Origin of the sequence: Cryobacterium sp. PH31-O1 (genome assembly GCF_030063455.1) — a bacterium.
GTDB lineage: Bacteria > Actinomycetota > Actinomycetes > Actinomycetales > Microbacteriaceae > Cryobacterium.
The window spans coordinates 191,331-203,731 of sequence record NZ_JASITB010000001.1 but is presented as its reverse complement, the minus strand read 5'-3'; the positions used below and the strand labels follow the sequence as shown (position 1 = coordinate 203,731).

Sequence of the window (12,401 nt, the reverse complement as noted above, 5' to 3'; positions counted from 1 at the left end):
CGCGCCACAGCTCGCTGACCGTCCGGTGCCCCGGGGGCGCCGGACGGTCAGCTTTTCGGCGGGATCATCTCGCGAAGGCGCCCGCGCGAATCAGCGGCACCCGCACTTCCTCATCGGTGAGGGAACCGTGCTGCCCGATCATTCCGCGGGCCTTCTGATTCGCTGGTCGAGAATCGTAATAGGCGATGGATTTGCGGGCGGCGATGAGCACATCGCCGATGCGCGGGAGTACCTCCTCGGCGACCTGGCCGTACAGTCCGGCGGCGACAGCTTCGGCGCGGGTAAAAACCCAGGCGCGGTCCCCCTGGGACTCTCGCCAGGCGTCCGCCAGTGTGTCGGCGGCGCTGGGCTCCGCCGCCGTCAGCTGCGGCTCCAGGTGGAGCTGCACGCAGCGGGGATCCCCCGCGACATGGCGCACACCGGTGATGAGCGCGGGTTGGGTGTCGAACAAGACGTGGCGGGTGCTCGGCACATCGATCACACCGTGATCCGCGGTGAGCAGCAGGCCTTCGTCGGAGCGCAGGGTGGACGCGAAGCGGCTCACTTCGGAGTCGAGGGTTTCGAGCTGGGCCAGCCACCGGTCTGACTCCCAGCCGTGCGCGTGCGCGGCGACGTCGAGCTCGGCCACGTAGAGGTAGATCAGTGCCGTCGGGTTTTGCGAGAGGATGCTGCGCGCGGCAGCGAAGCGGTCGGCCACAGTGTCGGCAGGAACGTACCGGGCGCCGCGGAGCACTGCCTGGGTGAAACCGGACGCCACGAACCGTTTCGGGCCGATGGCGAAGCTCGGCACGTTCTCATCGGCGGCGCGGTCGAAGACGGTGCGGGCTCGCTGCCAGGTAGCTGGCTGCATTTCGCCATCCCAACCAGTGAGCTGGTTCACGACGCGGTCGCGGGCTCCATCGAGCACCTGGTAACCGACCAGGCCGTGCTGGCCCGGTTCCACCCCGGTGGTCAGGGTAGCGATTCCTGCGGCGGTCGTGGCCGGGAAAACGCTGTCGATGATGCTGGACTTGTTCAGTCGGGACGACAGAAAACGGGCGTGCCCGGCCCGCGCGCGGATTGAGCTGGCGCCGAGACCGTCGGCCAAAATAATCACGGCCTTCCGCACCGCGGGAAGCCCCAGCGCGTTCGGCCGGGCGCAGACGGCATCGAGGGAACTGGTGAGAACATCGGCAAGGCGGAGGGCACTGAATTGGCGGGCCGGTAGCATGGTGGGCATCGGGTCTTATTCTCTCACAGGGAGTAACCCGAGCCCTCCAGCGCTCGAAGGCGCTCCCTCCATAGTGCAGCGGTGACCGTTTCGACCGGTTCTCGTCGCACGCCTGAAGCAGAAGTCACAATGAGCCGCTCAGACAGCACCCCGCCAGCCGCCGCCAGCACCGAACGCATCGAAGACGTCGATGTGACGGTCGAGATGCAGGGGTCCTTCCTCGAGTACGCCTACTCCGTGATCTACTCCCGGGCACTGCCCGATGCACGGGACGGCTTGAAGCCCGTACAGCGGCGCATCCTGTACCAGATGAGTGAAATGGGGCTTCGTCCCGACAGGGGGCACGTGAAGAGCGCCCGGGTCGTCGGTGAGGTGATGGGCAAGTTGCACCCGCACGGTGACACGGCCATCTATGACGCCCTGGTGCGCATGGCCCAGTCCTTCTCCTTGCGGGTACCTCTCATCGACGGGCACGGAAACTTCGGCTCCCTCGACGACGGGCCGGCGGCACCCCGCTACACCGAAGCCCGCCTGGCGGCCCCCGCACTCGCCATGACCGAGAACCTCGACGAAGACGTCGTGGATTTCGTGCCCAACTACGACAACCAGCTCACCCAGCCCGACGTGTTACCAGCCGCCTACCCCAACCTGCTCGTCAACGGCACGAGCGGCATCGCCGTCGGCATGGCGACGAACATGGCGCCGCACAACCTGATCGAGGTCGTCGGAGCTGCCCGGCACCTGCTGGCCCACCCCCACGCCACCCTCGACGATGTGATGGAGTTCGTGCCGGGACCCGACCTGCCCACCGGCGGCACGATTGTCGGGTTGGCCGGCATCAAGGATGCCTACAGCACCGGCCGTGGCAGCTTCAAAACTCGTGCCCGCGTCGCGGTCGAGTCGATCAGCGCCCGCAAGACCGGGCTCGTGGTGACCGAACTCCCCTATCTGGTCGGCCCGGAAAAGGTGATCGAGAAGATCAAGGACGGCGTCAACTCCAAGAAGCTCAGCGGCATCTCGGACGTCACCGACCTCACCGACCGCACCAAGGGACTGCGCCTCGTCATCGGCATCAAGACCGGGTTCAGCCCAGACGCCGTACTCGAACAGCTCTACCGCTACACCCCGCTTGAGGATTCGTTCAACATCAACGCCGTCGCCCTCGTCAACGGTGCCCCGCAGACCCTCGGCCTGCTCGAGTTGCTGCACGTGTACGTCAACCACCGCATTGACGTCGTCACCCGTCGCTCGGCCTATCGGCTGGCCCGGCGCAAGGAGCGATTGCACCTCGTTCTCGGTCTGCTCGTCGCGATTCTGGACATTGACGAGGTCATCCAGGTCATCCGGGCCAGCGACGACACCGAGCAGGCCCGTGCCAAACTCATCGACGTGTTCGACCTGAGCCAGATTCAGGCCGAGTACATTCTCGAACTTCGGTTGCGACGCCTGACCAAGTTCTCCCGCATCGAGCTTGAGGCTGAACGAGACCAGTTGCTCGCGGAGATTGCGAAACTCGAAAAGCTCCTGTCATCCAAGCCCGCCATCCGTACGCTCGTGTCGGAAGAACTGGGCGCGGTGGCAGAGAAGTTCGGAACCCCGCGCCGCACGGTGCTCACCGAGGCGAAGCCGAGTATCGCCGGCTTGTCTGCGGCTGCCGCCAAACGTCAGGCCGCGGTGCTCGAGGTGCAGGACATACCTACCCGGGTCTTCCTGAGCGTAACCGGGCGCATCGCCCGCGTCGATCTGGTCGCCGTCGATGACGCCGTACCGCCGCGGATCCAGCCACCCCAGCGCCGCAGCAAGCACGATGCCGTGCTGTCGACGCTCGACACGACGAGTCGCACCGAAGTGGGCGCGGTGACCAACCGCGGTCGGCTCATCCGCTTTTCTCCCGTCGACCTGCCGGTGATGCCGCCGACGTCGATTCAGCTGGCGGCGGGCGTGCGCATCAGCGAGTATCTGGTATTAGCCGACAAGAAGGAACGAGTACTCGCGATCGTCTCGCTCGACTCCGATCGGTCCATCGCACTCGGCACCCGGCAGGGCGTTGTGAAACGCGTCACACCCAATGACTGGGCCAACAAGCCCGACTTCGAGATCATTGCGCTCAAGCCCAAAGACGAAGTGGTCGGTGCGGTGCAGGGTGCGGAGGACGACGATGTGGTCTTCATCACATCGGACGCGCAGTTGCTGCGCTTCGCCGCTCTCGGCGTGCGACCGCAGGGCCGCGCGGCCGGCGGCATGGCCGGCATCAAGCTCACTCCCGGTGAAACGGTCGTGTTCTTCACGAGCCTCTCCTCGGACGATGTCCAGGCGGCGGTCGTTGCCACGGTGGCCGCCAGTAGCCAGACCTTACCCGGCACCGATCCCGGCAGCGCCAAACAGAGCGAGTTCTCCGAATACCCGGCCAAGGGGCGCGGGACCAGCGGAGTACGGGCCCAACGTTTCCTCAAGGGCGAAGACACCCTCGCGGTGGCGTGGGTCGGCCGGGCGCCCGCCCGTGCTGTCGGACCGGACGGCACCCCCCGCGCTCTGCCGGAGTCCGGCTCTCGCCGCGACGCCTCCGGGGTCATGCTCGACGCCCTGATCGGAGCCATCGGCACCGAGATCTAGGTTCCACCGCTCTGTGTAAGGAACGCGCTAGACGTCGATGCGGTCCCGAGAGAGCGTGTCGGAGCTGTCGATGATGAACTCCTTGCGGGGGGCCACGTCATTACCCATCAGGAGTTCGAACACCTTTCCGGCGGACTCGGCGTCGTCGACGCGTACCCGCCGCAGCGTGCGGTGGGCACGTTCCATGGTTGTGGTTGCGAGCTGGTCGGCATCCATTTCACCGAGACCCTTGTAGCGCTGGATTGGGTCCTGGTAGCGGCGGTTCTTCTTCTCTAGCGCGCTCAGCACCGAATGGAGTTCTGTCTCCGAGTAGGTGTAGATGGTCTCGTTGGGTTTGCTGCCCGGGTTCATGACGACGACCCGGTGCAGCGGTGGAACGGCGGCGAAGACACGGCCCTCGGTGATCATCGGTCGCATGTAGCGGAAGAACAGTGTGAGGAGCAGGGTGCGGATGTGGGCGCCGTCGACATCGGCGTCGCTCATGATGATGACCTTGCCGTAACGGGCTGCCGACAGGTCGAAGCTGCGGCCGGAGCCGGCTCCGATCACCTGGATGATCGAGGCGCACTCGGTGTTGGAGAGCATGTCGGCGACGGACGCCTTCTGCACGTTGAGAATTTTGCCGCGGATCGGTAGCAGCGCCTGATGCTCACTGTCGCGGGCGAGCTTGGCGGTACCGAGGGCCGAGTCCCCCTCGACAATGAACAGCTCGCTCGTGGAGACGTCGTTACTGCGGCAATCGACGAGCTTCGCCGGCAGGGATGAACTTTCCAGAGCATTCTTGCGCCGCTGGGTCTCTTTGTGGGCCCGGGCGGAGATGCGCGATTTCATCTCGGCGACGATCTTGTCGAGCAGCAAAGCTGACTGCGTCTTGTCGTCGCGTTTCGTTGAGGCGTAGCGCTCGGCCATGGCCGTGGCGACGACGTTTGCGACGATCGCGCGTACCGCCGGAGTGCCAAGTACCTCCTTGGTCTGCCCCTCGAACTGGGGTTCGGGCAGGCGCACGGTGAGCACGGCGGTGAGCCCGGCCATCACGTCGTCCTTGTCGAGCTTGTCACTGCCGACCTTGAGGCGGCGGGCGTTCAACTCCACTTGCCCTCGCAGAAACTTCAGCAATCCGGCATCGAATCCGGCTTGGTGGGTACCGCCCTTAGGGGTGGCGATGATGTTAACGAAGCTCTGCGCGATCGTGTCGTAGCCGGTGCCCCAGCGCAGGGCGATGTCGACCTGGCAGTCACGAACGAGCTCGGTCGGCACCATGGCACCCTTGTCGGTCAGCACGGGGACCGTCTCACTGAACGTGCCGCTGCCGGTCAACCGCCAGGTGTCGGTGATCGGGGCATCCGTCGCGAGGTGTTCGACGAACTCGGAAATACCGCCGTCGAACTGGAACAGGCTCGTGACCGGCTCCTCTGTTCGTCGGTCGGCCACCTCTATGGCCAGTCCGGGGACGAGGAAGGCCGTCTGGCGGGCTCGGTTCAGCACGTCGTCGGTTTGGAAGGTGGCGCCCTTGGTGAAGATCTGGCGATCGGCCCAATAGCGGATTCGGGTGCCGGTGACGCCGCGTTTGACCTTGCCGATCACCCGCAGTTCGCTCTGGCTTTCGAACGGCGTAAAGGGCGCGTCGGGGCTCTTCTCCCCAGAATCGGCGAACAGGCCTGGCTCGCCGCGGTGGAAGGACATGGCCCAGGTCTTGCCGTCACGATCGACCTCGACGTCGAGGCGCTCGGACAGGGCGTTGACAACGGATGCCCCCACCCCGTGCAGCCCGCCGGACGCGGCGTAGGACCCGCTACCGAATTTTCCGCCCGCGTGCAGCTTGGTGAACACGACCTCGACGCCGGTCAGTCCGGTCTTGGGCTCGATGTCGACCGGGATCCCGCGAGCCGTGTCGCGCACTTCGACGCTCTGGTCGGGGTGAAGCTCAATCTGGATTCTCGCGCCGTGTCCGCCCAGGGCCTCATCGACGGAGTTGTCGATGATCTCCCACAGGCAGTGCATCAAACCGCGCGAGTCGGTGGAACCGATGTACATGCCGGGGCGTTTGCGCACTGCCTCCAGTCCCTCGAGGACTGACAGGTGGCGGGCGGAATAGTCGGAGCTCACAACCATCAAGAATACCGGCCGCGACCGGTGATCTTTTGCGCCGGCTTGCTGGTTGGTGGTCGACACCCGGCCGCCCACGTCTACGCGGTAAGCGAAATACCGGCCGTTCATCTCGTCATTGGTCCTCCGGCGTGCTTACATTAGTGAATAGAGTTCATGCAATTCAGTCTGGAGGAGGAGAATATGTCCCAGATCGCCACCGAGAATGGTGCTGTAGACAACGGTGCTGTAAACAAGCAGGGCACCCCCCACCAGCTCACCGCAGCCGACCGCTGCGACGCTTGCGGTGCCCAGGCTTACATTCGTGTCGTCGTGAAGAACAGCGAATTGCTGTTCTGCGCCCACCACGGCCGAAAGCACCAAGAGAAGCTCGCGAGCATCGCCGAAAGCTGGCACGACGAGTCGAGCAGATTGCTCGAAGACCAGCGCTCCTAATTATTGGGGAGTTCGTTCAGAACAAATACCGCGCAGGCGGCTGGTAGATACCAGCTACCTGCGCGGTTTCTCGTTGCCCGCGTTGGGGTATTCGGCGCTCTGGCCTAAGCGAACAGCAACCTGATTGCGTGCGGCCTGTGCGGTCGCATCGACGCTGACCGCCAAGGCACCGCGGGAATACTCGAGTCCGTGACGACTGAATGCTGCCAGCAGCAGATGGTCGGCGAGGCCGGGATTGCGCGCCAGAACCGGACCGTGCAGGTGGGTGCAGAACACCTCGCCCATGGTCAGCCCTTCGATCTGGGGACCAGTTGCCTGGTCGCCGTTTCCTGTGCCGTGGACGACTCGTCCGAGCGGACTGGCTTCGGCGCCGACATAGTCACGGGCGTGGTTCTCGAATCCGATCAGCCGCCCATACTTCGAGGCGACGATAATGTCATCGGTGGCTCGGGTCGCCCGGGGCACAGCATGGCCGGCAACGAGCCCGAGGCCCTCCACTACGCTGCCGTCGGCCAGGTCGACGCCCCAGCTCAGCAATTCCCAACCGGTCCCGACGGCCAGGATGGGAACCCCGTTGTTAGACCAGACGCGGAGTTCTTCGACCAGAGTGCGCAGCCCATCTCGGGCCGGCAGGAGCGCAGCGTCCGTTCCTGAACCGATCGAAACGGCGTCGACCTGCCCGGGCAGATCGGCGCGCGAGTGCACATCGACAACCTGGGCGTCGTGGCCGCTCCAGCGCATGCGCTGGGCGAGCACCCGGGCGTTTCCGGCATCACCGTTGGTGTCGAGCAGGCGAGGCAGCAGCGAGACGACCGTGAACGGTCGCCCCAGGGACGTGGCGGTCATTCCGGATCCTCAGCGTTGGAGACGAGGCCGAGGTGGGCGCGGGTGCGACGCATGCCGTCGGCAGAGAAGATGATGGTTTTCACCCCGGACACGGGATCGGGCAGGGCCAGGAACGCGTCGAGGGCCGTCGGCACATCGGGTTCGATGCGTTCCACTGCAACGTTGTCGTAGGCGAGCTGCAGGGCGATGTCGTGCGCCTTCAGGCCCGACGCGATGAGTACGTGACCCAGGCCGGAGGTATCCACCGGCCAGAAGTACGATGGGTCCCGAACATCGGATCCGATGATCATCAGAATTTGCTCGGTGCCGGCCTCGAGGCTGTCAACGTTGAGTTGAAAGCTGGACGGGTTTTGCACGAGCACGAACTCAATGGTTTTACCACGAACAGTGACGACCTCGCCGCGACCGAAAACGGCTGGCATGGCCGACAGTGACGCACAGGCCACGGAGGGACTGAAGCTTTCGCCAAGGGTTGCCTGGGCCGTGCTCAACGCGGTCACAGCATCGACGGCATAGTGGATGCCCCGCGCCGGCAGACGGATGCTGCGGTCGCCCGTAGGGAACTGTACGTCGGCGTCACGACCCACCACTCGGGTCAGCTGAAGGCCTGTGCCGGCCGGCAGTCGATTCGCTGCGGTGTCGGCGTAACCCAGCCCGCGGGGATACTGGCCGAGCACTGCCGCGGTCACCCCGTAGCGGGCAACCCGCACGGTGGCGTCAAGGCTGGAGCCGAGATCGGCGAGGTAACGGTCGTCGGCGTTGAGTACGACCGTCTCCGTGGCGCGCGCAGCGATCTTAGCGAGCAGGGCGGCGACCATCTCGGAGTCGTGGAACCGGTCGATCTGGTCCACCATGACGTTGGTGAGGGCGACGACGCGAGGAGTCAGCGATTCGGCGATCAACGCGCCGTGTCCTTCATCCATTTCGAGCACGGCGACGTCGCCGGCGATCCGCCCGGACAGGTTAACCCGCTCCAGGAGGGCGCTGGTCAGACCCTGGCTGATGTTCGCCGTCGACTGGTTGGTGAAGACGTTCAGGCCGTGGGCTCGTAGAACCGCGACGAGCATTTTCGTCGTCGTTGACTTGCCGCTGGATCCCGTGACGATCACGAGCCCGAGCGGGAACCCGTTGAGGGTCGTGGCGAGAAAGCCGGGGGCGATGCGATTGACGACGACCCCGGGTATGGCGGAGCCGCCGCCCGGCTTGCGCCACCGCGCCAGCACCCTAACGGCCCGTCCGACGAGAATCGCGGGAGCGTACCGAAGGGAGCTCACGAAGTGCACGTCGTGAACCGGGCGAACCCTGTCACTGTCACGTTTACTCGAGGTAGTCGCGCAGGGACTGCGACCGGGACGGGTGGCGCAGCTTGGCCATCGTCTTGGACTCGATCTGACGGATCCGCTCGCGCGTGACACCAAAAGTGTCACCGATCTGGTCGAGGGTCTTCGGCATGCCGTCACCGAGGCCGAAGCGCATGCGGATCACGCCGGCTTCCCGCTCCGAAAGCGAGTCGAGCAGGCTCTCGAGTTGCTTCTGCAGCATGGTGAAGCCCACGGCGTCCGCCGGCACGACGGCTTCGGTGTCTTCGATGAGGTCACCGAATTCACTGTCGCCGTCTTCGCCGAGCGGGGTGTGCAGCGAGATCGGTTCGCGCCCATACTTCTGCACCTCGACGACCTTCTCGGGCGTCATGTCGAGTTCGCGGCTGAGTTCTTCTGGGGTGGGTTCGCGACCGAGGTCCTGCAGCATCTGGCGTTGCACGCGGGCGAGCTTGTTGATGACCTCGACCATGTGCACGGGAATACGAATGGTGCGGGCTTGGTCGGCCATGGCGCGGGTGATCGCCTGGCGAATCCACCAGGTCGCGTAGGTGCTGAACTTGAAACCCTTGGTGTAGTCGAACTTCTCGACGGCCCGAATGAGCCCAAGGTTGCCCTCCTGGATCAGGTCGAGGAACTGCATGCCACGACCGGTGTACCGCTTGGCGAGTGACACGACGAGGCGCAGGTTCGCACCGAGCAGGTGGCTTTTAGCCCTCGCGCCATCCTTGGCGACCCACTGCAACTCACGGCCGAGGGAACTCTTCTTCTCGACGTCGGTCATCTCCGACAGCTTGTCTTCGGCGAACAGGCCGGCTTCGATGCGCATTGCCAGCTCGACTTCTTCGGCCGCGTTCAGCAGGGCGACCTTGCCGATCTGCTTCAGATAATCCTTGACCGGGTCGGCCGTGGCACCGGTGATGGCGCTGGAGTAGACCGGCACCTCGTCGTCGTCATCGACGAGGGAGAGTACGAGGGCCCCGCTAGGAAGCGGTTCTGTCGATGCCGCGCGCTTGGTGCTGTCGTCGTCCGATTCGTCTTCGTCGGATTCGGAACCACCGTCAACGTCGGCTTCGTCGTCTTTCTTGACGATTTTCGCCTTGGTGGCGCGTTTCTTTGGAGCCGGTTTCTCGGCTGCAGCTGCGGACTTCTTCGTCGCGGCAGCCTCAGCGGCGGCGGCCTTGGCTGCTGCCGCCTTGGTGACGGTCTTCTTGACCGTCGGTACTACGGGAGTCGTGACAGACTCGTCGGTCACCTCGGTCTTGACGGTGGTTGCCATTCGAACACCTCTCATGCGGAGTCTTACCTGCTTCTGGAAGCCAGAAAGGAGCCAGAAGCGTTTTTGGGCAGAACTTGGACCCATGTCAAGTCCCGGGATGCCCACACTGAAACGAAATCAGCGTGCCCCGGACCAGAACGGGTCCTAGGAATAATTATTGCACGGTTTGTCTGGACGACAAGCCACAGCACGTACTACGATCATCTGTTACCCCGTTTCCAGGCGCGTGATAGTGCAACCCAGATCGGGGCGACTTCTATTCCCTCATCTTGGGAGAGTTGACGCCGCGTGCGCCTCCGCGCGTGCACCAGAAAGCCAACGCCGATTCCGACGACGATGTATTGCACCGAGAAGGCCAGCCGGAACGCATCAAGCGCGTACAGGTCGCCCGACGCTCCCCCGGCGACGCGCCATCCGTTCTGCAGGTCGAGCAGTAACCCGACCAGATACATCATGACGAAGCTCGCGGTGAAGCCGCCGACGTTGACGACGCCGTTGGCCGAGCCGAGGCTGCGTTGTGGGTTGAAGGTGCGCGCGAAGTCAAAACCGATCAGAGATCCGGGACCGCCGATGCCGAGCACCACCAACAACACCACGATCGTCCAGAGCGGCGGAACCCCGGGCCAGAGGAGCACGATCGCCCACGCGACGCCGATAGCCGTCACGATGCCCAGCACGATATTGCTCCGGCGCAGCGGGTGGCGTGCCGTCAGCAAACCCAGGATCGGGCCGAACACGAGACCGGCGCCGACCAGTACGGTGAGCATCCCGGCGGCGAACGCCGGTTCGTAGCCGAGACCGAAGACCATGAACGGATAGCCCCAGAGCAGGCTGAACACGGTACCGGACGACTGCGTCACGTAGTGGGACCAGAATCCGAGTTGGGTGCCCGGGCGCCGAAAACTGTGCCGCAACTGGGTCAGCGCCATGCCGAGGCTGTTGGCGCGCACGTGCTCGGTGACATCCCTGGGGCGGTCCTGCACAAAAATGATGACCACGATCAGAGCGATAACTGCTACGGAGGCGGCCGAGAGAAAGGCTGGGGTCCATCCGCTCCTGTGCAGCAGCCAGGCCAGAGGAACCGCGGAGAGCACCTGACCGAGTTGGCCGATATTGCCCATCCACTGCGACAACAGGGGAACCATGCGTCCGCTGAACCAGGAGCTGATCAGGCGGATCATCGAGATGAAGATGGTGGCATCGCCCGCGCCGACGAGAATACGGCCGATGACCGCGACGCTGATATCAGGCGCCAGGGCCAGGGTGATCTGGCCGGTCACCATCAGCGCGGTTCCGGTGATCATGAGCACCCGCGGCCCAAATCGGTCGATCAACACGCCAACTGGGATCTGCGCCGCGGCGTACACGATGAGCTGAACGACTGCCAGGCTCGACAGGATGGCAGCTGAGCCTCCAAACCGCTCCGTGGCGGCCACCCCGGCTATGCCCATCGAGGTGCGCTGCAAGACGGCCGACAGGTACGCGAACGACCCGATGATAAAGATCAGGGTGGATCGACGAGAGTTCACCCGATCAAACCTATCGCGTTCCCCGCAGCGATGAATCAGATCGCTCCGGCGGGCGATGAAAGGCGTGATCAGTTATGTTCAGCTGGTGGCCCCATCGTCACGACTACGGCGCAGGGCGAGAAAATTCTCGAGTTCCGCGGCGATTTCATCAGCCGATGGTAGCTCCCCGTCTTCATCTGTGAGGGGCGAGCGCAGCGGGCTGCCCTCCATATAAGCGTCGTACCGCTGCTCGAGGGTGCCAACGAGCTTGGCCAGTTCGGGGTTGCTCTGCACTTGATCATCGATGCGCGCGACGAACTCGCGATTGGCTTCGCGCAGGCGATCGGTCGGAAAGATCAATCCGGTGGACGCGCTCGTGCTTTCGAGGGCGCTCAATGCTGCCGCCGGAAACTCGGTGTCGCCGAGGTAATGCGGAATGAGCAACACGTATCCGACCGTCGATGCCCCTCGCTCCTGCAGGCGATATTCCAGCAGGTGCAGAACGTTGGCGGCCACCTGGGTGTGTGGCCGCCACACCGAACGGTTCTCGATGAGATCAGAACGATTGCCGCTGACCGTTACACCGACCGGGCGGGTGTGCGGCACTGGCATGGGGATGGCGTGCACCCAGGTGGTCGACGCGACGGTGAATCGGTCGACGAGCTGCAGCATGGCCGCGGTGAACTGCTCCCAGCGAAAGTCGGGCTCAAAGCCGGTCAAAAACAGGAAGGGCTGCCCGATCTCGTCGCGGGCCAGATACAGTCGCAGTGACGGCGGCTGGTAGTTGGTGAGGTGGTCCTGATCGAAGTAGATGATCGGGCGTCTGGCCCGATAGTCGAGCAGGGTGTCGGTGTCGAAGGACGCCACCACCGTGTGATCCAGTGTGGTCAAAAGGTAGTCGGTGAACTGCGCGACCGCACCGCCGGCATCCGCGAAGCCGGTCAGGCCCATAACCAGATGTAAACCTTGCGGGACGCCATCGGCGTCAACGGTGAGTTCGTAGAGCTCCTCTGGGTCTGACATTCCTTAACTCTAATCCGGAGGCCCCTTTCGTGTTGTGTTTGCGGGCGTTCAGCATCGCGCCG

The 12,401-nt window shown here is 64.3% G+C and carries 9 protein-coding genes; 2 read left to right on the top strand and 7 right to left on the bottom strand.

All coding sequences use genetic code 11. The annotated features are described in order from the left end of the window. Positions 1-64 precede the first annotated feature (64 nt). Positions 65-1,219, bottom strand: coding sequence for an alkaline phosphatase family protein (locus QMK31_RS00960; protein WP_283499092.1), 1,155 nt, complete (start codon positions 1,217-1,219; stop codon positions 65-67). 120 nt (positions 1,220-1,339) lie between these two features. Between QMK31_RS00960 and QMK31_RS00955 the strand changes: the two genes are divergently transcribed. Then, positions 1,340-3,823 (top strand): DNA gyrase/topoisomerase IV subunit A, encoded by a 2,484-nt coding sequence (locus QMK31_RS00955; protein ID WP_283499091.1) that lies wholly within the window; start codon positions 1,340-1,342, stop codon positions 3,821-3,823. 27 nt (positions 3,824-3,850) lie between these two features. On the opposite strand, the gene QMK31_RS00950 is transcribed toward QMK31_RS00955, so the two are convergent. Next, on the bottom strand, positions 3,851-5,935 hold the full coding sequence (locus QMK31_RS00950; protein ID WP_283499787.1) for a DNA gyrase/topoisomerase IV subunit B: 2,085 nt from the start codon (positions 5,933-5,935) through the stop codon (positions 3,851-3,853). Positions 5,936-6,112: 177 nt separating this feature from the next. Between QMK31_RS00950 and QMK31_RS00945 the strand changes: the two genes are divergently transcribed. Continuing rightward, positions 6,113-6,364: a DUF7455 domain-containing protein gene (locus QMK31_RS00945; protein WP_166788091.1), complete on the top strand. Its 252-nt coding sequence runs from the start codon at positions 6,113-6,115 to the stop codon at positions 6,362-6,364. 54 nt (positions 6,365-6,418) lie between these two features. Here QMK31_RS00945 and QMK31_RS00940 read toward each other — a convergent pair whose 3' ends face one another. The 5 genes from QMK31_RS00940 to QMK31_RS00920 all read right to left on the bottom strand — a co-directional run bounded on the left by QMK31_RS00940 (position 6,419) and on the right by QMK31_RS00920 (position 12,339). Next, on the bottom strand, positions 6,419-7,210 hold the full coding sequence (locus QMK31_RS00940; RefSeq protein ID WP_283499090.1) for a type 1 glutamine amidotransferase: 792 nt from the start codon (positions 7,208-7,210) through the stop codon (positions 6,419-6,421). Beyond that, positions 7,207-8,484 carry a MurT ligase domain-containing protein gene (locus QMK31_RS00935; RefSeq protein ID WP_283499089.1) on the bottom strand — a complete coding sequence of 426 codons (1,278 nt, stop codon included), beginning with the start codon at positions 8,482-8,484 and terminating at the stop codon, positions 7,207-7,209. Before QMK31_RS00935 ends, QMK31_RS00940 begins: the two co-directional genes overlap by 4 nt. A 43-nt stretch (positions 8,485-8,527) precedes the next feature. Next, a complete protein-coding gene (locus QMK31_RS00930; protein ID WP_283499088.1) occupies positions 8,528-9,808 on the bottom strand; it encodes an RNA polymerase sigma factor in 1,281 nt (426 codons plus the stop codon). A 200-nt stretch (positions 9,809-10,008) separates the two neighbouring features. Next, positions 10,009-11,337, bottom strand: a complete 1,329-nt coding sequence (locus QMK31_RS00925; protein ID WP_283499087.1) for an MFS transporter — start codon at positions 11,335-11,337, stop codon at positions 10,009-10,011. Positions 11,338-11,415: 78 nt separating this feature from the next. Continuing rightward, on the bottom strand, positions 11,416-12,339 hold the full coding sequence (locus QMK31_RS00920; protein ID WP_283499086.1) for a proteasome assembly chaperone family protein: 924 nt from the start codon (positions 12,337-12,339) through the stop codon (positions 11,416-11,418). Positions 12,340-12,401 lie beyond the last annotated feature (62 nt).